Raw genomic sequence first — 17,683 nt, 5'->3', positions numbered from 1 at the left:
TAACCGAGTTCCGCTGCCAATTTCCAATCATCAAGATATCAAGCTGTCGCCGTCACTCGGTAGGTTCGCACTGTTTCAAAACAGAGGTTGCTCGCCAGCATATGCCAAAAGTCGCCGCACTTCCGGAATTACTTCCTCTTTTGGACAAGCATCTGATCGACCGGCCGGCCGATCTTCAACGCAATGGCATCGAACGCTTCATCGTCGAATTCTTCTATTTTGCCGTCAAGGAGGCCCGAGCCTGCCTCTTCGCAGGCCTGTTTTTTCTGTCGGTCTTCCTGGTCCCGCATGCAGGCATCATCGGTATTCCGCGTTATGATCTGCTGCTGATTATCGCTCTTGCGATTCAGGCTTGGATGGTCTGGGCAAAGCTCGAAACCATCGACGAATTGAAGGCGATCTCTGTCTTTCATCTGATTGGTTTTGCACTGGAGGTCTTCAAGACCTCAGGCAGCATCCAGTCGTGGAGCTATCCGGATTTCGCCTATGCCAAACTGTTTGGCGTCCCGCTTTTTTCCGGCTTCATGTATGCGGCTGTCGGCAGCTACGTCATTCAGGCTTGGCGCCTTTTTGATCTGCGCGTGAGACATCATCCGCCCTACTGGATGGCCGGGCTCATGGCATTGGCGATCTACGCCAACTTCTTCACCCATCACTATATCGGCGACTACCGTTGGTACATCGCCGCCTGCACGCTCGGTCTTTATGCGCGCACCACCGTCATTTTCAGGCCCTATGATCAGGACCGCAAGATGCCCCTGCTTTTCGCCTTCATCCTGATCGGCTTCTTCATCTGGCTTGCCGAAAACATCAGCACCTTCTTCGGGGTGTGGCGCTATCCGAACCAGATCGGCGCGTGGTCCACCGTGCATATCGGCAAATGGAGTTCGTGGTGCCTGCTGGTGATTATGACCTTCACGATCGTCGCAAATCTCAAGCACATCAAACACAAAATCCACGTGCCCGAATGATTCCCGAAACAGTCAGAGAACCAGGGCAAGGAGCGGGAAGCTTGATTGATCATATCACCGTCGCCGCGAGCGATCTCACAAAGAGCAGGCTCTTTTATGAAAGAGCTTTCGCACCTTGGGATATACATTGTCCTTCGGGAAGGAAAAGCTGTTCTGGGCCTTCGATATCGGCAATGGCTCCCTGTTCGAAATCCAGCAGGCCGATAGCCCCCCGCCCCTGACACGCGTCCACGTCGCTTTTCGAGCCAGGAACAGGGCGGAAGTCGATGCGTTCTATCAAGGCGCTCTTGAGCCGGCGCGCAGGATAATGGCGCACCCGGCCCGCGCCCGGACTACACGCCTGATTATTATGCCTGCTTTATTCTCGATCCCGATAGCTACAACATCGAAGCCATGAACAATCAGCCGCTTAAGAAAGCTTGCGCAGAAGCGGCCTCCAACCAAACGCACAAACGAAAAAGCCGGGCGCAAGGCCCGGCTTTTCTGCTTTCCGAAACCGGAAAATCTCAGGCAGCGACAGACTGCTCTTCAGCAGCGACGCGGGCCTTGTCGGCTGCGCCCTTTGCGTAGGTGTCGCGGTCAACGAATTCGATGACGGCGAGAGCGGCGTTGTCGCCCTGGCGGAAGCCGGCCTTCATGATACGCAGGTAACCGCCGTTGCGGGTTGCGTAGCGCGAGGCGATCGTGTCGAAGAGCTTCGAAACGACAGCGGCGTCCTTGATCTGCGAGATCGCCTGACGACGAGCGTGCAGGTCGCCGCGCTTGCCGAGGGTGACGAGCTTTTCGACGATCGGACGAATTTCCTTGGCCTTCGGAAGGGTCGTTACGATCTGCTCGTGGGTGATGAGCGAAGCCGCCATGTTGGCGAACATCGCCTTGCGGTGGCTTGCAGTTCTATTCAGCTTGCGGCCGGCTTTACCATGGCGCATTGCTATTCTCCTTTAATGCAGTGCCCTTACTTCGTTACCGGGCCTGCCGTTTCCTGGCACATGCAGGCGATAGGCCTGCTGTTTGACGGGGAAAGGCAGCCGTGAAGAGCCTGCCTTTTTGGTTCTTAATATTGGTCTTCGTAACGCTTTGCGAGATCTTCGATGTTCTCGGGCGGCCATGCCGGCACTTCCATGCCGAGGTGCAGGCCCATGGAAGCGAGAACTTCCTTGATTTCGTTCAGCGACTTGCGACCAAAATTCGGGGTGCGGAGCATTTCTGCTTCGGTCTTCTGAATGAGGTCGCCGATGTAGACGATGTTGTCGTTCTTCAGGCAGTTTGCCGAACGAACGGACAATTCGAGTTCGTCCACCTTCTTGAGGAGCGCCGGGTTGAAGGCCAGTTCGGTGACGGCTTCTTCTTCGGCTTCCTTCTGCGGTTCGTCGAAGTTGACGAAGACGCCAAGCTGGTCCTGCAGGATGCGAGCCGCGAAAGCGACGGCATCTTCGCCGGAGACCGAGCCATCGGTTTCGATGGTCATTGTCAGCTTGTCGTAGTCGAGAACCTGTCCTTCACGGGTATTTTCAACCTTGTAGGACACCTTCTTGACCGGCGAATAGAGGCTGTCGACCGGGATAAGACCGATCGGAGCATCTTCCGCACGATTGCGCTCGGCCGGAACATAGCCCTTGCCGTTGTTGACGGTGAACTCCATGCGGATTTCGGCACCCTCGTCAAGCGTGCAGATGACATGCTCGGGGTTGAGGATTTCGATATCGCCGACCGTCTGGATGTCGCCAGCGGTTACAACACCCGGACCCTGCTTACGCACGACCATGCGCTTGGCGTCGTCGCCATCCATCTTGATGGCGATTTCCTTGATGTTGAGCACGATGTCCGTAACGTCCTCACGAACGCCCGGGATCGAGGAGAATTCATGCAGCACGCCGTCGATCTGCACGGCCGTAACAGCGGCACCGCGCAGAGAGGAGAGCAGAACGCGACGCAACGCGTTGCCGAGGGTGAGGCCGAAACCACGCTCAAGCGGCTCTGCAACGAGAGTCGCCTTGGTGCGCGAGCTCGAAGAGAACTCCACCTTGTTCGGCTTGATCAGTTCCTGCCAGTTCTTCTGAATCATAATTTTGCCTTCCGTTCGTTGCCACCATCCAATCGTGGCAACCGAGCTTGAAAACCACCGGGAACGCCGATGCGCTCACCGGTGACGATAGCGATGATCAGACGCGGCGCTTCTTGCGCGGACGGCAGCCATTGTGCGGGATCGGGGTCACGTCACGAATGGACGTGATCATGAAACCGGCAGCCTGGAGCGCGCGCAGAGCCGATTCACGGCCGGAACCCGGGCCGCAAACTTCGACTTCCAGCGACTTCATGCCGTGTTCCTGGGCCTTCTTGGCGCAGTCTTCAGCAGCGATCTGGGCAGCAAACGGGGTCGACTTGCGCGAGCCCTTGAAGCCCTTGGCGCCAGCCGACGACCAGGCAATCGCATTGCCCTGCGCGTCGGTGATGGTGATCATCGTGTTGTTGAAGGTCGAGTTGACGTGAGCGACACCCGACGAGATGTTCTTACGTTCGCGACGGCGAACGCGGACGGCTTCCTTAGCCATGGTATTCCTTTCGTTGATCTCTTCACCGCCGTAATCCCAGCGGCTACACCGGAACGGTGCCTTTACGGCCCCATTCCAAACTCAAAAGAGGCCGGCGCAGACCGCCAGCCTCCCCACTCCGGTTTCCCGGGAATTACTTCTTCTTACCAGCGATCGCCTTTGCCGGACCCTTGCGGGTACGAGCATTGGTGTGCGTGCGCTGACCGCGGACCGGCAGGCCACGGCGATGACGCAGGCCGCGGTAGCAACCGAGGTCCATCAGGCGCTTGATGTTCATCGAGGTTTCGCGACGAAGATCACCCTCGACCTGATAGTCACGGTCTATGGTTTCACGGATCTGAAGTATCTCAGCATCCGTGAGCTGATGAACGCGGCGATCAGCCGGAATACCGACCTTCTCGACGATTTCCTGCGCGAATTTCGATCCAATCCCGTGAATGTAGGTCAGCGCGATGACGACGCGCTTTGCAGTCGGGATGTTGACGCCAGCGATACGTGCCACGCCTGTTCTCCTTGCATTCCAGTTGCCATCCGGCAATAGGGCTTCGTTATGCAGCCAGAGGCCGCTCGTTCAAATTCGGGTTCGTAACATCGCAAAACGATCGAACCCGGATTTCCTTCGGGAAATCCGCGCCGATCGCAGGGAATGTCGCGAGTTGGCGCGGTTTAACGGAATCAGTGCAAAAAAGCAACCGCTCCCGCCAAGTTTATTTTCAAAGCCTTAAAGCTTGGAAAGAATACCTTCGATCTCGGTCGTAACCTGATCGATTTCGGCCATACCATCCACGGACTTGAGTTTGCCCTTGGCGTAGTAGTAGCCGATCAGCGGCGAGGTTTCCTTGTAGTAGACCTCGAGACGCTTGGTCATGGTCTCGGCATTGTCATCGGGACGGCGCTTGAAGTGGGTCGAACCGCACTTGTCGCAGACACCTTCCTTGTCTGGGACCTTGTCCGTATCGTGATAGACCGTGCCGCACTCAGCACAGGAGTAGCGACCTGCCACGCGGCGAACCAGTTCCTTGTCGTCGACACGGAATTCGATGACGACAGAGAGATCAAGACCCTTGGCCTTCAGCATCGCCTCAGTGGCATCCGCCTGCACCAGCGTGCGCGGGAAACCGTCAAGGATGAAACCGTTAGCGCAATCAGGTTGATCGATTCGTTCGGAGACGATGGCGTTGACAATCTCGTCCGAGACCAGATTTCCGGCGTCCATGACAGCCTTGGCACGCTTGCCGACTTCAGTACCGGCCTGAACGGCGGCGCGCAGCATGTCACCCGTGGAAAGCTGCGGAATACCATGCTTTTCCACGATCCGCTGGGCCTGGGTCCCCTTACCCGCGCCCGGCGGCCCCAAAAGTATAAGTCTCATCGCCCCCTCTTTCCTCCACGCAGCTTCGATTTCTTGATCAGGCCTTCGTACTGCTGTGCGATCAGATGGCCTTGGATCTGTGCCACCGTATCAAGAGTTACGCTAACCACGATCAAAAGCGAAGTCCCACCAAGGGCTAATGGAATGCCGGTTTGCGACACCAGGATCTCAGGCAGGATACAGACGAAGACGAGATAGATAGCGCCGATCACCGTGATACGGGTCAGCACGTAGTCGATATATTCGGCAGTGCGATCGCCCGGGCGGATGCCGGGGATAAAGCCGCCATGCTTCTTCAGATTGTCGGCCGTGTCCTTCGGATTGAAGACGATGGCCGTGTAGAAAAAGGCAAAGAAGGCGATGAGTGCCGCATAGAGCACCATGTAAAGCGGCTGACCATGGCCGAGCGCAGCAACGATGGATGTTGCCCAAGCCGGCATGGCCGTCGTGCTGGCAAAGCCCGCAAGCGTCGCCGGCAGAAGCAGCAGCGAGGATGCGAAGATTGCCGGGATGACGCCCGAGGTGTTCAGCTTCAGCGGCAGGTGCGAGGTGTCGCCCTGGAACATGCGGTTGCCGACCTGACGCTTCGGATACTGGATCAGAAGGCGGCGCTGCGCGCGCTCAACGAAGACGATGACGGCGATGACGGCGATCGCAACGACGATGACAGCCAGGATGAGCGTCGTCGACAGCGCACCGGTGCGGCCGAGTTCCAGCGTACCCGCAAGGGCTGTCGGAAGACCGGCCGCAATGCCTGCGAAGATGATCAGCGAAATACCGTTGCCGATACCGCGCGAGGTGATCTGCTCGCCGAGCCACATCAGAAACATCGTGCCGCCGAGGAGCGTCAGAACGGTCGAAATTTTAAAGAACCAGCCCGGATCGACAACGAGGCCGTTACCGCTTTCGAGACCAACGGCAATGCCGTAGGCCTGGAGCGCGCCGAGGATGACCGTGCCGTAGCGGGTGTACTGGTTGATGATCTTGCGACCCTGCTCGCCTTCCTTCTTCAGGTTTTCGAGCGCCGGCACGACCGAAGTCATGAGCTGCACGATGATCGAAGCGGAGATGTAGGGCATGATGCCGAGCGCGAAGATCGCCATGCGCTGTACGGCGCCGCCCGAGAACATGTTGAAGAGGCCGAGAATACCGCCAGCTTGGCCCTGGAAGGCCTGGGCATAGGCCTGCGGATTAAGGCCTGGAAGCGGAATATGGGTACCCAGCCGGTAGACGAGGAGAGCTGCCAGTGTGAACCACAGGCGCTTCTTAAGATCCTCGGCTTTGGCGAAGGTCGAAAAATTGAGGTTTGAAGCCAGTTGTTCCGCTGCAGAAGCCATGCGTTTCTCCGCGCTACCAATTCCGGGCGCTATCGAGTCGGCCGGCACCGGAATCAGTATGAATTTCTTTTAAAAACCGGGCTTCGGACGGATCGCTGGCGCAACCCTATGCCTCACCCTCGTTTTCAGTCTTACCGTCCCGACGCGGATGCGTCCAAGCAGGTTTTTGTGAGGCTCACATATGGGAGCAAAATCGCCCGGTGTGAAGCACCCCGGGCGATATATCATGAGTTTATTATTCTGCCGCTGCGGCAGAAAGAAGCGTTACCTTGCCGCCGGCCTTTTCGATCTTCTCGACAGCAGACTTGGAAGCGCCTGCAACTTCGAGCGTGATCTTGGCCTTGAGCTCGCCGTCGGAGAGAACGCGAACGCCGTCCTTGGCGCGGCGGATGACGCCGGCGGCCTTGAGAGCAGCCGCATCAACCGTCGCCTTCGCGTCGAGCTTGCCGGCGTCGACGGCAGCCTGGATGCGTGCCAGCGATACGACGACGTAGTCGGCTGCGAAGATGTTGTTGAAGCCGCGCTTCGGCAGGCGACGGTAGATGGGCATCTGACCGCCTTCGAAGCCGTTGATGGCAACGCCCGAACGGGACTTCTGACCCTTTACACCGCGACCACCGGTCTTGCCGGAGCCCGAGCCGATACCGCGGCCGAGACGCTTGCGGCTGTGGGTAGAGCCTTCGTTATCCTTGATTTCATTGAGTTTCATGAGCTTTACTCCGGTCTCACTTCTCGTCGACAACGCGAACGAGATGCTGGACTGCGCGGATCATGCCACGAACGGCCGGAGTGTCTTCCAGCGTGCGGCGACGGTGCATCTTGTTCAGTCCGAGACCGATCAGCGTACGCTGCTGGACGTCCGGACGGCGAATCGGGCTGCCGATCTGTTCGATCGTAACAGTCTTCGCTTCAGCCTTCTTGGTAGCCTTGGCCATTGGTCAGCTCCTCTTATTCTTCAGAGGCGTTGCCAGAAGCGGCACGGCGAGCCTGGAGCGTAGCATACTTGATGCCGCGCTGGGCTGCGATGTCCTTCGGGTGAACCTGGTGCTTCAGAGCGTCGAAGGTGGCGCGAACCATGTTGTAGGGGTTCGACGAACCAGTCGACTTGGCGACGACGTCGTGGACGCCGAGCGTTTCGAAAACGGCGCGCATCGGACCACCGGCGATGATACCGGTACCGACCTTGGCCGAGCGCAGCAAAACCTTGCCGGCGCCATGACGGCCATGGACGTCGTGATGCAGCGTACGGCCGTCACGCAGCGGTACGAAGATCAGTTCACGCTTGGCGGCTTCGGTTGCCTTGCGGATGGCTTCCGGCACCTCGCGTGCCTTGCCATGGCCGAAGCCTACGCGGCCCTTCTGGTCGCCGACGACGACGAGAGCGGCGAAGCCGAAGCGACGGCCACCCTTAACAACCTTGGCGACGCGGTTGATCGCGACCAGCTTGTCGACGAATTCGCTATCGCGCTCTTCGCGGCTCTGGCGGTCTTCCCGCTGCGGCCTTCTTTCCTGTGCCATTGTCCTCTTCCTTTTTCTTTTCCGGGTGCAATCGGCAAACAAAACGAGGACCGCATCGGCTTCCCCAAGGGAACGATTTGCGGCCCGGTGAAATCCGGCCGAGGCTTAAAAGTCTTCGGCCGGAAACTGATTAGAAGGTCAGACCGCTTTCGCGGGCCGCATCTGCCAGGGCCTTGATACGGCCGTGATAGATGAAGGCGCCACGGTCGAATACGACCTCAGTGACACCTGCCTTGGAGGCGCGCTCAGCAACGAGCTTGCCAACGAGGGCTGCTGCTGCGGTGTCGGCACCGGTCTTCAGAGAACCGCGCAGATCCTTGTCGAGGGTCGATGCAGCGGCAAGCGTCTTGCCGGCAACATCGTCGATGATCTGTGCGTAGATGTTCTTCGACGAGCGATGAACCGACAGGCGCGGACGGCCATTGGCCACCGACTTGAGATGACGGCGCACGCGGTTGGCACGACGTGCAAGTGCTTCTTTCCTGCTAGCCATTTCGCGTGATCCTTACTTCTTCTTGCCTTCTTTGCGGACAATCCGCTCTTCGGCATACTTGACGCCCTTGCCCTTGTAGGGCTCCGGACCGCGATATTCGCGGATCTCGGCGGCGACCTGACCGACCTGCTGCTTGTTGATGCCGGTGACGACGATTTCCGTCGGCTTCGGCACAGCGATCGTGATGCCCTGCGGCGGTTCGTAGACCACGTCGTGGCTGAAACCGAGCGCCAGCTGCAGGTTCTTGCCCTGCAGGGAAGCACGGTAACCAACGCCGTTGATTTCGAGCTTGCGCTCGAAGCCGTCCTTGACGCCCTTGAAGATGTTTTCGATCATCGTGCGGGACATGCCCCACTTCGAACGAGCATCCTTCGTCTGCGTGAGCGGCGTTACGACGACCGCATTGTTTTCGAGCTTGAGGCTGATTTCGTCGTTTGCGACGAAAAACAGCTCGCCCTTCGGGCCCTTAGCGGTAACCTTCTGGCCATCGACCGTAGCCGTGATCCCAGCAGGCACCTGAACGGGCTTCTTACCGATACGAGACATGTTTCAATCCTGTCTGTTCGCTATGGAGACCCTGCGCAGTCTTAGAAGACCGAGCAGAGAACCTCGCCACCAACGTTCTGTTCGCGAGCCTGGTGATCGGCCATCACGCCCTTCGGGGTCGAAAGGATGGTGATGCCGAGGCCGTTCGCGACCTGCGGAATGGACTTGACCGAGACATAAACCCGGCGGCCCGGCTTGGACACACGGCCGATCTCACGGATCACCGATGCGCCTTCATAGTACTTGAGTTCGATGTTCAGTTCGGACTTGCCGTTGCCGAAATCGACGACGGAGTAGCCACGGATGTAGCCTTCGGACTGGAGGACATCGAGAACACGTGCACGGAGCTTGGAGGCAGGCGTCGAAACCGACGACTTGCGACGCGAAGCACCGTTGCGGATACGGGTGAGCATATCGCCCAACGGATCAGTCATTGTCATCTAACCTGCTCCTTACCAGCTCGACTTGACGATGCCCGGCACCTTGCCGAGATTGCCCAGTTCGCGCAGCGCGATACGCGACATACGCAGTTTACGGTAATAAGCGCGCGGACGACCAGACACTTCGCAACGGTTGCGAATGCGGGTCTTCGATCCGTCGCGCGGCAGGGATGCCAGCTTGATCGAGGCCTTGAACCGCTCTTCGATCGGAAGAGCCTGGTTCATGATGATCGCCTTCAGGGCAGCACGCTTGCCGGCCTGGTTTGCGACCGTATTACGGCGGCGCTTGTTCTTTTCAACTGCGCTTGTCTTCGCCATGTCAGGTTCCTTTTCTACGCTCGTCGTTACGGTTACTGACGGAACGGGAAGCTAAACTCCGTGAGGAGTGCGCGAGCTTCGTCGTCGGTCGTGGCCGTCGTGCAAACGATGATGTCCATGCCCCACATCTGATCAACCTTGTCGTAGTTGATTTCAGGGAACACAATGTGCTCCTTGATGCCCATGGCAAAGTTGCCACGGCCGTCAAAGCTCTTCGGGTTCAGGCCGCGGAAGTCGCGAACGCGCGGAAGCGCGATGTTGACCAGGCGATCCAGGAACTCGTACATGCGGGCGCCGCGCAGGGTGACCTTCGCGCCGATCGGCATGTTTTCGCGGACCTTGAAGCCAGCGATAGAGTTGCGTGCACGGGTGATAACCGGCTTCTGGCCAGCAATGGCAGCCAGGTCGGCAGCAGCAACGGTCGGCTTCTTCGAGTCAGCCGTGGCTTCGCCCACACCCATGTTGATAACGATCTTGTCGAGCTTTGGGATCATCATCTCGTTGGCGTAGGAGAACTTCTCCTGCATCGCCTTACGGATCCGCTCGACATATTCCTTCTTGAGCCGCGGCTCGTACTTTGCCTCAGCCATCGATCACTTCTCCCGAACGCTTGGCCACGCGGACCTTCTTGCCGTCAACAACCTTGAAGCCGACGCGGGTCGGCTTGCCGTCCTTGTCGACGATCGCGACGTTGGACAGGTGGACCGAAGCTTCCTTGGAAATGATCCCGGCTTCCTGGGTCTGCGTCTGACGCTGATGGCGCTTTACGACGTTAACGCCGCGAACCACGGCGCGATCTTCCTTCGGCAGGACCTGAAGGACTTCGCCGGTACGGCCCTTGTCCTTGCCTGCGAGCATGACGACTTTGTCGCCCTTACGAATCTTTTGCATCGTTCTCGCTCCTTACAGTACTTCGGGAGCCAGCGAGATGATCTTCATGTGGTTCTTCGCACGCAATTCGCGCGGAACCGGTCCGAAGATACGGGTGCCGATCGGCTCTTTCTTGTTGTCGATGAGGACTGCTGCGTTGGTGTCGAAGCGGATGACAGAGCCATCCGGACGACGGATGTCCTTGGCGGTGCGAACGACAACCGCCTTCATCACGTCACCCTTCTTCACACGGCCGCGCGGGATCGCTTCCTTGATCGAAACGACGATGACGTCGCCGATCGAGGCATACTTGCGCTTCGAGCCGCCCAGCACCTTGATGCACATGACACGACGGGCGCCGGAATTATCCGCGACGTCGAGGTTTGTTTGCATCTGAATCATATCAGGTCGCCTTCTTGTTCCTACCGGAATGGTTGGGCAAAGCCCCCTCTCCCGGCTTATGAAAATTGTCCACCGGCCGCTCGTCACAGGGACAGCGAAAGCACGGCAATAGCTTGAATAGCGCGGGATCGATCGTTGCCAGGGTGGTTTCCCAAACGGGACCTTCCGTGCGCTTAAAGCAAAAGAACGCCCGGCATTCGAGCGTTCCGACGCTGCTTCATACAGAAATTTCCGCGAGACGCAAGGCCTCGCGCGAAATTCTTACTTGGCCTGGGCGGCAATAACCGTCCAGCGCTTGTCCTTGGAGATCGGTGCGCACTCCTCGATGGAGACGATATCACCGATCTTGTACTGATTGTTTTCGTCGTGGGCCTTGTACTTCTTGGAGCGACGAACGGTCTTCTGGAGCAGCGGATGAGCGAAACGACGCTCAACCCGAACTACGACAGTCTTCTCGTTCTTGTCACCAACCACGACGCCCTGCAGAATACGCTTCGGCATGTTTTTTTCCTTTAAGCCTTTGCTTCTGCCGCCTTCTGGCGGGCAATGGTTTTGACGCGGGCGATGTCCTTGCGGACTTCGTTGATGCGCGAGGACTTCTCAAGCTGGCCGGTCGCCTTCTGGAAGCGCAGGTTGAACTGCTCCTTCTTCAGGTCGGCAAGCTTGTCCTTGAGCTGGTCGGCCGTGAGGCCGCGTACTTCTTCGGCTTTCATCGTGCCTTCTCCTTACTCTGCGATGCGCTGAACGAAGCGCGTCTTGACCGAGAGCTTGGCCGAGCCGAGGCGAAGCGCTTCACGCGCGATTTCCTCGGAGACACCGTCGATCTCGAACATCATACGACCGGGCTTGACCTTGCATGCCCAGTATTCCACGGAACCCTTACCCTTACCCATGCGGACTTCGGTGGGCTTTGCGGTTACCGGAACGTCCGGGAACACGCGGATCCAAACACGGCCGGCACGCTTCATGTAACGCGTGATCGCGCGGCGGGCCGCTTCGATCTCGCGTGCGTTAACGCGGTTCGGCTCCTGAGCCTTCAGGCCGAATTCGCCGAAGGCCAGATCAGAACCGCCCTTGGCTACGCCCTTGATGCGGCCCTTGAACTGCTTGCGGTACTTAGTACGCTTTGGCTGCAACATTTTCTTACTTCTCCGAGCTTATCTTTCGCCAGCGCTAATTACGCGTTGTCGCGTTCGCGGCGACGATCGCCACGGTCGCGTTCGCGGCTTGCCGGACCCTGTGCATCGCCTTCCAGCGCGCGACGTTCGGAAGCCATCGGATCGTGCTCAAGGATTTCGCCCTTGAAGATCCAGACCTTGATGCCGCAGATACCGAATGCGGTTTCGGCTTCAGCCGTACCGTAGTCGATGTCAGCGCGCAGGGTGTGCAGCGGAACGCGGCCCTCGCGGTACCATTCCGTACGAGCGATTTCTGCACCGCCAAGACGGCCTGCGCAGGTGATCTTGATGCCTTCGGCGCCAAGACGCATCGCGGACTGAACGGCGCGCTTCATGGCGCGGCGGAAAGCCACGCGGCGCTCGAGCTGCTGGGCGATCGACTGAGCGACGAGCGTCGCGTCGATTTCCGGCTTGCGCACTTCAACGATGTTGAGGTGCGTTTCGGAGTTCGTCATGTCCGACAGCTTCTTGCGGAGCTTGTCGATGTCGGCGCCCTTGCGGCCGATGATCAGGCCCGGACGGGCCGAATGGATCGTGACGCGGCACTTCTTGTGCGGACGCTCGATGACCACCTTGGAGATACCGGCCTGCTTCAGTTCGCTCATGACGAACTTCCGCATCTTCAGGTCTTCGTGCAGGAGCTGGCCGTACTCGGCATTGTCCGCAAACCAGCGGCTATCCCAGGTACGGTTGATGCCAAGACGGAAACCAATCGGATTGATTTTCTGACCCATTATGCGGCCTCCTCTTGTGCCTGCACTTCACGAACGACGATCGTCAGGTGAGCGAACGGACGTTCGATGCGCGATGCGCGGCCGCGGCCGCGGGCGTGGAAGCGCTTCATGACAATCGACTTGCCGACATAGGCCTCGGCGACGACGAGAGCGTCGACGTCGAGGTCATGGTTGTTCTCGGCGTTAGCGATCGCAGATTCGAGCGTCTTCTTGACGGCGCCTGCGATGCGCTTGCGGGAGAATTCCAGCTCAGCGAGTGCACGCTCGACCTTCTTGCCGCGGATGGCCGCAGCAACCAGGTTGAGCTTCTGTGGGCTGACGCGGAGCGTACGGGCGACTGCTTGCGCCTCGTTGTCCTTCAGCCGGCGTTCGGCTTTAGCCTTACCCATCGTTACTTCCTCTTTGCCTTCTTGTCCGCGCCGTGACCGTAATAGGTACGGGTCGGAGAGAATTCACCGAATTTGTGTCCGACCATGTCTTCATTGACACTGACCGGAACATGCTTGCTGCCGTTGTAGACGCCGAAGGTGAGACCAACGAACTGCGGCAGGATCGTGGAGCGACGGCTCCAGATCTTGATTACTTCTGCACGTCCGCCTTCACGAACCTTCTCAGCCTTCTTGAGAAGATAGCCGTCAACAAACGGACCTTTCCATACTGAACGAGCCATTGAGGACTTCCTCTCTTACTTCTTACGCTGATGACGCGAGCGCATGATCATCTTGTCGGTCGACTTGTTCGACCGGGTGCGCTTGCCCTTGGTCGGCTTGCCCCACGGAGAAACCGGGTGACGACCACCAGAGGTGCGGCCTTCACCACCGCCGTGCGGATGGTCGACCGGGTTCATGACGACGCCGCGGTTATGCGGACGCTTGCCGCGCCAAACGGTACGACCGGCCTTGCCGTCGTTAATGTTGGCATGGTCAGGGTTCGACACAGCACCGATCGAAGCGAGGCAGGTGCCGTGCACAAGGCGCTGTTCGCCGGAGTTGAGGCGAAGGATCGCCATGCCCTGGTCGCGGCCGACGAGCTGCGCGTAGGAACCGGCGGAGCGGGCAATCTGACCGCCCTTGCCCGGCTTCATTTCCACGTTGTGGATGATGGAGCCGACCGGAATGTACTGCAGCGGCATCGTGTTGCCGGGCTTGACATCGACGGCCTTGTCGGAAGCGATGACCTTGTCGCCGGCAGCAAGACGCTGCGGAGCGATGATGTAGGCCTTCTCGCCGTCGGCATAGCTGACGAGCGCGATGTAAGCCGTACGGTTCGGGTCGTATTCGATACGCTCGACCGTCCCTTCGACGTCGAACTTGCGACGCTTGAAGTCGATGATGCGATACGTACGCTTGTGACCACCGCCGATGAAGCGGGCCGTGATGCGGCCGAGGTTGTTACGACCACCGCTCTTGGTGAGACCTTCCGTCAGCGACTTGACCGGCTTGCCCTTGTAGAGGCCCGAACGGTCGACGATGACCAGCTGGCGCTGGCTCGGGGTCGTCGGATTGAATGTTTTCAATGCCATCTTTTTATTCCTCAGAGACCGGTGGAGACGTCGATCGTTTGGCCTTCAGCCAACGTCACGACAGCCTTCTTCACGTCCTGCTGCTTGCCGACAAAACCGCGGAACCGGCGGGTCTTGCCCTTGCGCAACAGGGTGTTGACGGCCGTGACCTTGACGCCGAAGAGCGCCTCGACCGCAGCCTTGATTTCCGGCTTCGTCGCCTTCTTGGCGACATTGAAAACAACCTGGTTGTTTTCCGATACCAGCGTGGACTTTTCGGTGATCGCAGGAGAAACGATCACATCGTAGTGGCGAAGATCGGTCACTTGAATCGCTCCTCTAGCGCTTCAACGGCAGCCTTGGAAAGCACGAGCTTGCCGCGGCGGACGATGTCGTAAACGTTAATGCCCTGGATCGGCAGAACATCGACGTTCGGGATGTTCTGAGCAGCGAGCTTGAAGTTACCGTCGAGCTCGGCGCCACCGATGAAGAGGGCGTTGGTGAGGCCCAGCGAGGCGAATACGCCGGCCAAAGCCTTCGTCTTTGCTTCGTTGGCGACCAGATCATCGATGATGATCAGTTCGTCTGCCTTGATCTTGGCGGACAGCGCGTGACGCAGGCCGAGCGCGCGAACCTTCTTGGGAAGGTCGTGTTCATGACTGCGGGCGACCGGGCCGTGGGCCTTACCACCGCCGCGGAACTGCGGAGCACGAGCCGAATGGTGACGAGCGCGGCCCGTCCCCTTCTGCTTGTACATCTTGGCGCCGGTGCGGGAAACGTCCGCGCGGCCCTTTGCCTGATGGGTGCCCTGCTGCTTCTTGGCAAGCTGCCAGCGGATGACGCGGGCGAGAATGTCTTCGCGGGGCTCAAGGCCGAAAATCGCATCAGAAAGGGAAACCTTCCCAGCGTCTTTGCCCTCGAGGGTCTTGACGTTCAATTCCATTGGTCTGGCTCCCTTACTTCGCTGCCGACTTGACGGCGTCGCGCACGATGATCCAGGCACCCTTGGAACCGGGTACTGCACCCTTGATCAGGATCAGACCACGATCTTCGTCGGTCGAAACCACTTCAAGGTTCTGCGTCGTCACGCGCGTCTGGCCCATATGACCAGCCATCTTCTTGTTCTTGAAAACCTTGCCCGGATCCTGGCGCGAACCCGTCGAACCATGCGAGCGGTGCGAAACAGACACACCGTGCGTGGCGCGCAGACCGCCGAAACCGTGGCGCTTCATGGCGCCGGCAAAGCCCTTACCGACCGTGGTGCCGGTGACATCGACGAGCTGGCCAGCAGCAAAGTGGCCGGCCTTGAGCTCAGTGCCGATATCGAGCAGGTTGTCTTCCGAAACACGGAATTCCTGGAGCTTGGACTTCGGCTCAACGTTAGCGACGGCAAAGTTGCCGCGCATCGCCTTGGACGTGTTCTTTACCTTGGCCTGGCCAGCACCAAGCTGAAGCGCGGTATAGCCATTCTTTTCTACGGTGCGCTGGGCCACGACCTGGCAGCCATCCAAACGCAGTACCGTTACCGGGACATGCTCGCCGGCGTCGTTGTAGACGCGGGTCATTCCCACCTTCTGTGCAATCACACCTGAACGCATCGGTTCAATCCTTCCAACTCAGCTCGAGCAAGCTCAGAGCTTGATCTCAACATCGACACCTGCGGCGAGATCGAGCTTCATCAGCGCGTCCACCGTCTGCGGGGTCGGATCTACGATGTCGAGCAGGCGCTTATGCGTGCGCATCTCGAACTGTTCGCGGCTCTTCTTGTCGATGTGCGGGGACCGGTTGACCGTAAACTTCTCGATGCGGGTCGGAAGCGGAACGGGGCCCCGGACGCTTGCACCGGTGCGCTTCGCCGTCGACACGATCTCGCGCGTGGAAGCATCGAGAATCCGGTGATCGAACGCCTTCAGGCGAATGCGGATATTTTGGCCGTTCATTCGACGTTATCCTTGTGTTTGTTTTCCCTCATGTCTTTGGGCAAGACATGGGTTGTTCTTTCTTCCTAAGGCGGACCACCGGTTTCAAAGATCGAGAGAGATGCCTGTTACGGCTTCCCTGTCCACTCTTCAGGGCCTTTTTGACCCACCTTATTGTTTGTTCAGTCACCGCTTCGTCATCCAAAGCGGCACGCAAATCGCGCTCGCGCGCCATTTGCAACATTTCTGTGTAATAAGCAAGCGGCCAGCGCCGCCTGCTTCATAATAATGTCATCGAATCGGCTGCACCACCGGAGCAGCCGAATGAATTACTCGACGATGGAAGCAACGATGCCTGCACCGACGGTGCGGCCGCCTTCGCGGATCGCGAAGCGAAGCTTTTCTTCCATCGCGATCGGAACGATCAGCTCGACGTCAACAGTGACGTTGTCGCCAGGCATGACCATTTCCGTGCCTTCCGGAAGTGTGACGATACCCGTCACGTCCGTCGTGCGGAAGTAGAACTGCGGACGGTAGTTCGTGAAGAACGGCGTATGACGGCCGCCTTCTTCCTTCGTCAGAATGTAGGCTTCGGCCTTGAACTTCTTGTGCGGCTTGACAGAGCCCGGCTTGCACAGAATCTGGCCACGCTCGACGCCGTCACGGTTCACACCGCGAACCAGTGCGCCGATGTTGTCGCCGGCCTGGCCCTGGTCGAGCAGCTTGCGGAACATTTCAACGCCGGTCACCGTCGTCTTCGACGTCGGACGGATGCCGACGATCTCGACTTCTTCACCAACCTTGACGATACCGCGTTCGACGCGGCCGGTCACAACCGTACCGCGGCCCGAGATCGAGAACACGTCTTCGATCGGCATCAGGAACGGCTGGTCGATCGGACGCTCAGGCGTCGGGATGTAGGCGTCAACCTGAGCCATCAGCTCGCGGATCGCGTCTTCACCGATCTTCTTGTCGGAATCTTCAAGCGCAGCAAGCGCCGAACCCTTGACGACCGGGATGTCGTCGCCCGGGAAGTCGTAGGACGACAGAAGTTCGCGCACTTCCAGCTCGACGAGCTCGAGAAGCTCGGCGTCATCGACCTGGTCGACCTTGTTCAGGAAGACAACGATTGCCGGAACGCCAACCTGGCGGGCGAGCAGGATGTGCTCGCGCGTCTGCGGCATCGGGCCATCAGCAGCAGAGCAGACCAGGATCGCGCCGTCCATCTGCGCAGCACCCGTGATCATGTTCTTCACATAGTCGGCGTGGCCGGGGCAGTCGACGTGCGCATAGTGACGGTTCGGCGTCTCATACTCGACGTGAGCCGTCGAAATGGTGATGCCGCGCGCCTTTTCTTCCGGGGCAGCGTCGATCTGGTCATACGCCTTGAACTCACCGAAGTACTTCGTGATCGCTGCCGTCAGAGACGTCTTGCCATGGTCAACGTGGCCGATCGTGCCAATGTTGACGTGCGGCTTGTTGCGCTCAAACTTACTCTTTGCCATTTTCGGCTCTCCATTCTTTGGCCCGAG

Annotated in this window: 29 protein-coding genes and 1 pseudogene; 2 read left to right on the top strand and 28 right to left on the bottom strand. The window is 58.8% G+C overall.

What is annotated here, in order from left to right; all coding sequences use genetic code 11:
* Positions 1-101 precede the first annotated feature (101 nt).
* Together ACK9YZ_RS06440 and ACK9YZ_RS06435 are read left to right on the top strand one after the other, a co-directional pair.
* Positions 102-971, top strand: coding sequence for a DUF817 domain-containing protein (locus tag ACK9YZ_RS06440; RefSeq protein WP_216757747.1), 870 nt, complete (start codon positions 102-104; stop codon positions 969-971).
* A gap of 41 nt (positions 972-1,012) precedes the next feature.
* Positions 1,013-1,379: pseudogene (locus ACK9YZ_RS06435) on the top strand (VOC family protein); the annotation flags it as partial.
* A gap of 98 nt (positions 1,380-1,477) precedes the next feature.
* Here the strand turns inward: ACK9YZ_RS06435 and rplQ are convergent.
* The 28 genes from rplQ to tuf all read right to left on the bottom strand — a co-directional run bounded on the left by rplQ (position 1,478) and on the right by tuf (position 17,656).
* Positions 1,478-1,900: a 50S ribosomal protein L17 gene (gene rplQ / locus ACK9YZ_RS06430; protein ID WP_216757746.1), complete on the bottom strand. Its 423-nt coding sequence runs from the start codon at positions 1,898-1,900 to the stop codon at positions 1,478-1,480.
* Positions 1,901-2,025: 125 nt separating this feature from the next.
* Positions 2,026-3,036 (bottom strand): DNA-directed RNA polymerase subunit alpha, encoded by a 1,011-nt coding sequence (locus ACK9YZ_RS06425; RefSeq protein ID WP_018115507.1) that lies wholly within the window; start codon positions 3,034-3,036, stop codon positions 2,026-2,028.
* 97 nt (positions 3,037-3,133) lie between these two features.
* Positions 3,134-3,523, bottom strand: coding sequence for a 30S ribosomal protein S11 (gene rpsK, locus ACK9YZ_RS06420; protein ID WP_003547577.1), 390 nt, complete (start codon positions 3,521-3,523; stop codon positions 3,134-3,136).
* Positions 3,524-3,656: 133 nt separating this feature from the next.
* On the bottom strand, positions 3,657-4,025 hold the full coding sequence (gene rpsM, locus ACK9YZ_RS06415; RefSeq protein WP_216757745.1) for a 30S ribosomal protein S13: 369 nt from the start codon (positions 4,023-4,025) through the stop codon (positions 3,657-3,659).
* 219 nt (positions 4,026-4,244) lie between these two features.
* Complete coding sequence (locus ACK9YZ_RS06410) at positions 4,245-4,895, bottom strand: adenylate kinase (protein WP_216757744.1); 651 nt, start codon at positions 4,893-4,895, stop codon at positions 4,245-4,247.
* Positions 4,892-6,232, bottom strand: coding sequence for a preprotein translocase subunit SecY (gene secY, locus ACK9YZ_RS06405; protein ID WP_216757743.1), 1,341 nt, complete (start codon positions 6,230-6,232; stop codon positions 4,892-4,894). The genes ACK9YZ_RS06410 and secY overlap by 4 nt, the downstream gene beginning before the upstream one ends.
* Before the next feature lie 235 nt (positions 6,233-6,467).
* The gene (gene rplO, locus ACK9YZ_RS06400; protein ID WP_216757742.1) at positions 6,468-6,941 is read right to left on the bottom strand and encodes a 50S ribosomal protein L15; all 474 of its coding nucleotides are present in this window, start codon (positions 6,939-6,941) and stop codon (positions 6,468-6,470) included.
* Between the two features lie 16 nt (positions 6,942-6,957).
* Complete coding sequence (rpmD, locus tag ACK9YZ_RS06395) at positions 6,958-7,167, bottom strand: 50S ribosomal protein L30 (RefSeq protein ID WP_007812887.1); 210 nt, start codon at positions 7,165-7,167, stop codon at positions 6,958-6,960.
* Between the two features lie 13 nt (positions 7,168-7,180).
* Positions 7,181-7,750 carry a 30S ribosomal protein S5 gene (rpsE, locus tag ACK9YZ_RS06390; RefSeq protein ID WP_007812885.1) on the bottom strand — a complete coding sequence of 190 codons (570 nt, stop codon included), beginning with the start codon at positions 7,748-7,750 and terminating at the stop codon, positions 7,181-7,183.
* A gap of 130 nt (positions 7,751-7,880) precedes the next feature.
* The gene (gene rplR / locus ACK9YZ_RS06385) at positions 7,881-8,243 is read right to left on the bottom strand and encodes a 50S ribosomal protein L18 (RefSeq protein WP_183730048.1); all 363 of its coding nucleotides are present in this window, start codon (positions 8,241-8,243) and stop codon (positions 7,881-7,883) included.
* 12 nt (positions 8,244-8,255) lie between these two features.
* Entirely contained in the window at positions 8,256-8,789 is a 534-nt protein-coding gene (gene rplF, locus ACK9YZ_RS06380) for a 50S ribosomal protein L6 (protein WP_416066014.1), read from the bottom strand.
* A 41-nt stretch (positions 8,790-8,830) separates the two neighbouring features.
* Positions 8,831-9,229, bottom strand: coding sequence for a 30S ribosomal protein S8 (gene rpsH / locus ACK9YZ_RS06375; RefSeq protein ID WP_004674934.1), 399 nt, complete (start codon positions 9,227-9,229; stop codon positions 8,831-8,833).
* A 12-nt stretch (positions 9,230-9,241) separates the two neighbouring features.
* Positions 9,242-9,547: a 30S ribosomal protein S14 gene (gene rpsN / locus ACK9YZ_RS06370; protein WP_007812880.1), complete on the bottom strand. Its 306-nt coding sequence runs from the start codon at positions 9,545-9,547 to the stop codon at positions 9,242-9,244.
* 32 nt (positions 9,548-9,579) lie between these two features.
* Positions 9,580-10,137, bottom strand: coding sequence for a 50S ribosomal protein L5 (rplE, locus tag ACK9YZ_RS06365; RefSeq protein ID WP_007812878.1), 558 nt, complete (start codon positions 10,135-10,137; stop codon positions 9,580-9,582).
* Positions 10,130-10,438 (bottom strand): 50S ribosomal protein L24, encoded by a 309-nt coding sequence (rplX, locus tag ACK9YZ_RS06360; RefSeq protein WP_183743772.1) that lies wholly within the window; start codon positions 10,436-10,438, stop codon positions 10,130-10,132. The genes rplE and rplX overlap by 8 nt, the downstream gene beginning before the upstream one ends.
* Before the next feature lie 12 nt (positions 10,439-10,450).
* Complete coding sequence (rplN, locus tag ACK9YZ_RS06355; RefSeq protein ID WP_003573790.1) at positions 10,451-10,819, bottom strand: 50S ribosomal protein L14; 369 nt, start codon at positions 10,817-10,819, stop codon at positions 10,451-10,453.
* Positions 10,820-11,080: 261 nt separating this feature from the next.
* Positions 11,081-11,320 (bottom strand): 30S ribosomal protein S17, encoded by a 240-nt coding sequence (rpsQ, locus tag ACK9YZ_RS06350; protein WP_007812872.1) that lies wholly within the window; start codon positions 11,318-11,320, stop codon positions 11,081-11,083.
* Between the two features lie 11 nt (positions 11,321-11,331).
* Complete coding sequence (rpmC, locus tag ACK9YZ_RS06345) at positions 11,332-11,532, bottom strand: 50S ribosomal protein L29 (protein ID WP_007531673.1); 201 nt, start codon at positions 11,530-11,532, stop codon at positions 11,332-11,334.
* 12 nt (positions 11,533-11,544) lie between these two features.
* The gene (gene rplP / locus ACK9YZ_RS06340) at positions 11,545-11,958 is read right to left on the bottom strand and encodes a 50S ribosomal protein L16 (RefSeq protein ID WP_003573792.1); all 414 of its coding nucleotides are present in this window, start codon (positions 11,956-11,958) and stop codon (positions 11,545-11,547) included.
* 38 nt (positions 11,959-11,996) lie between these two features.
* Positions 11,997-12,731: a 30S ribosomal protein S3 gene (rpsC, locus tag ACK9YZ_RS06335; RefSeq protein WP_112572305.1), complete on the bottom strand. Its 735-nt coding sequence runs from the start codon at positions 12,729-12,731 to the stop codon at positions 11,997-11,999.
* Complete coding sequence (rplV, locus tag ACK9YZ_RS06330) at positions 12,731-13,120, bottom strand: 50S ribosomal protein L22 (protein ID WP_007812866.1); 390 nt, start codon at positions 13,118-13,120, stop codon at positions 12,731-12,733. Before rplV ends, rpsC begins: the two co-directional genes overlap by 1 nt.
* Before the next feature lie 2 nt (positions 13,121-13,122).
* The gene (rpsS, locus tag ACK9YZ_RS06325; protein ID WP_007531666.1) at positions 13,123-13,401 is read right to left on the bottom strand and encodes a 30S ribosomal protein S19; all 279 of its coding nucleotides are present in this window, start codon (positions 13,399-13,401) and stop codon (positions 13,123-13,125) included.
* A 15-nt stretch (positions 13,402-13,416) separates the two neighbouring features.
* On the bottom strand, positions 13,417-14,253 hold the full coding sequence (rplB, locus tag ACK9YZ_RS06320; RefSeq protein ID WP_216757739.1) for a 50S ribosomal protein L2: 837 nt from the start codon (positions 14,251-14,253) through the stop codon (positions 13,417-13,419).
* 11 nt (positions 14,254-14,264) lie between these two features.
* Complete coding sequence (locus ACK9YZ_RS06315) at positions 14,265-14,558, bottom strand: 50S ribosomal protein L23 (RefSeq protein WP_007812862.1); 294 nt, start codon at positions 14,556-14,558, stop codon at positions 14,265-14,267.
* Positions 14,555-15,175: a 50S ribosomal protein L4 gene (gene rplD / locus ACK9YZ_RS06310; protein WP_183730058.1), complete on the bottom strand. Its 621-nt coding sequence runs from the start codon at positions 15,173-15,175 to the stop codon at positions 14,555-14,557. Before rplD ends, ACK9YZ_RS06315 begins: the two co-directional genes overlap by 4 nt.
* A gap of 13 nt (positions 15,176-15,188) precedes the next feature.
* On the bottom strand, positions 15,189-15,830 hold the full coding sequence (gene rplC / locus ACK9YZ_RS06305) for a 50S ribosomal protein L3 (RefSeq protein WP_216757738.1): 642 nt from the start codon (positions 15,828-15,830) through the stop codon (positions 15,189-15,191).
* A gap of 33 nt (positions 15,831-15,863) precedes the next feature.
* Positions 15,864-16,172, bottom strand: coding sequence for a 30S ribosomal protein S10 (rpsJ, locus tag ACK9YZ_RS06300; protein ID WP_003547547.1), 309 nt, complete (start codon positions 16,170-16,172; stop codon positions 15,864-15,866).
* A gap of 308 nt (positions 16,173-16,480) precedes the next feature.
* Entirely contained in the window at positions 16,481-17,656 is a 1,176-nt protein-coding gene (gene tuf / locus ACK9YZ_RS06295; RefSeq protein ID WP_183730064.1) for an elongation factor Tu, read from the bottom strand.
* Positions 17,657-17,683: the final 27 nt, after the last annotated feature.

It is taken from the genome of Rhizobium sp. ZK1 (genome assembly GCF_047782645.1).
GTDB lineage: Bacteria > Pseudomonadota > Alphaproteobacteria > Rhizobiales > Rhizobiaceae > Rhizobium.
The sequence above is the reverse complement of the archived record's forward strand: the minus strand, read 5'-3'. Positions and strand labels throughout refer to the sequence as shown.

What these genes read in the sequence shown, in the direction of transcription:
- rpsS (WP_007531666.1), bottom strand. Translation starts at nt 13,401, where the DNA reads ATGGCTCGTTCAGTATGGAAAGGTCCGTTTGTTGACGGCTATCTTCTC.
- rplF (WP_416066014.1), bottom strand. Translation starts at nt 8,789, where the DNA reads ATGTCTCGTATCGGTAAGAAGCCCGTTCAGGTGCCTGCTGGGATCACG.
- ACK9YZ_RS06425 (WP_018115507.1), bottom strand. Translation starts at nt 3,036, where the DNA reads ATGATTCAGAAGAACTGGCAGGAACTGATCAAGCCGAACAAGGTGGAG.
- rpmC (WP_007531673.1), bottom strand. Translation starts at nt 11,532, where the DNA reads ATGAAAGCCGAAGAAGTACGCGGCCTCACGGCCGACCAGCTCAAGGAC.
- rplB (WP_216757739.1), bottom strand. Translation starts at nt 14,253, where the DNA reads ATGGCATTGAAAACATTCAATCCGACGACCCCGAGCCAGCGCCAGCTG.
- rpsN (WP_007812880.1), bottom strand. Translation starts at nt 9,547, where the DNA reads ATGGCGAAGACAAGCGCAGTTGAAAAGAACAAGCGCCGCCGTAATACG.
- rplV (WP_007812866.1), bottom strand. Translation starts at nt 13,120, where the DNA reads ATGGGTAAGGCTAAAGCCGAACGCCGGCTGAAGGACAACGAGGCGCAA.
- rplC (WP_216757738.1), bottom strand. Translation starts at nt 15,830, where the DNA reads ATGCGTTCAGGTGTGATTGCACAGAAGGTGGGAATGACCCGCGTCTAC.
- rplQ (WP_216757746.1), bottom strand. Translation starts at nt 1,900, where the DNA reads ATGCGCCATGGTAAAGCCGGCCGCAAGCTGAATAGAACTGCAAGCCAC.
- rpmD (WP_007812887.1), bottom strand. Translation starts at nt 7,167, where the DNA reads ATGGCCAAGGCTACCAAGAAGGCTGAAGCGAAGACTGTTACGATCGAA.
- rplO (WP_216757742.1), bottom strand. Translation starts at nt 6,941, where the DNA reads ATGAAACTCAATGAAATCAAGGATAACGAAGGCTCTACCCACAGCCGC.
- rplR (WP_183730048.1), bottom strand. Translation starts at nt 8,243, where the DNA reads ATGGCTAGCAGGAAAGAAGCACTTGCACGTCGTGCCAACCGCGTGCGC.
- rplD (WP_183730058.1), bottom strand. Translation starts at nt 15,175, where the DNA reads ATGGAATTGAACGTCAAGACCCTCGAGGGCAAAGACGCTGGGAAGGTT.
- rplN (WP_003573790.1), bottom strand. Translation starts at nt 10,819, where the DNA reads ATGATTCAGATGCAAACAAACCTCGACGTCGCGGATAATTCCGGCGCC.
- ACK9YZ_RS06440 (WP_216757747.1), top strand. Translation starts at nt 102, where the DNA reads ATGCCAAAAGTCGCCGCACTTCCGGAATTACTTCCTCTTTTGGACAAG.
- rplX (WP_183743772.1), bottom strand. Translation starts at nt 10,438, where the DNA reads ATGCAAAAGATTCGTAAGGGCGACAAAGTCGTCATGCTCGCAGGCAAG.
- rplE (WP_007812878.1), bottom strand. Translation starts at nt 10,137, where the DNA reads ATGGCTGAGGCAAAGTACGAGCCGCGGCTCAAGAAGGAATATGTCGAG.
- rpsJ (WP_003547547.1), bottom strand. Translation starts at nt 16,172, where the DNA reads ATGAACGGCCAAAATATCCGCATTCGCCTGAAGGCGTTCGATCACCGG.
- rpsK (WP_003547577.1), bottom strand. Translation starts at nt 3,523, where the DNA reads ATGGCTAAGGAAGCCGTCCGCGTTCGCCGTCGCGAACGTAAGAACATC.
- rpsQ (WP_007812872.1), bottom strand. Translation starts at nt 11,320, where the DNA reads ATGCCGAAGCGTATTCTGCAGGGCGTCGTGGTTGGTGACAAGAACGAG.
- rpsH (WP_004674934.1), bottom strand. Translation starts at nt 9,229, where the DNA reads ATGACAATGACTGATCCGTTGGGCGATATGCTCACCCGTATCCGCAAC.
- ACK9YZ_RS06410 (WP_216757744.1), bottom strand. Translation starts at nt 4,895, where the DNA reads ATGAGACTTATACTTTTGGGGCCGCCGGGCGCGGGTAAGGGGACCCAG.
- secY (WP_216757743.1), bottom strand. Translation starts at nt 6,232, where the DNA reads ATGGCTTCTGCAGCGGAACAACTGGCTTCAAACCTCAATTTTTCGACC.
- rpsC (WP_112572305.1), bottom strand. Translation starts at nt 12,731, where the DNA reads ATGGGTCAGAAAATCAATCCGATTGGTTTCCGTCTTGGCATCAACCGT.
- rpsE (WP_007812885.1), bottom strand. Translation starts at nt 7,750, where the DNA reads ATGGCACAGGAAAGAAGGCCGCAGCGGGAAGACCGCCAGAGCCGCGAA.
- rplP (WP_003573792.1), bottom strand. Translation starts at nt 11,958, where the DNA reads ATGTTGCAGCCAAAGCGTACTAAGTACCGCAAGCAGTTCAAGGGCCGC.
- tuf (WP_183730064.1), bottom strand. Translation starts at nt 17,656, where the DNA reads ATGGCAAAGAGTAAGTTTGAGCGCAACAAGCCGCACGTCAACATTGGC.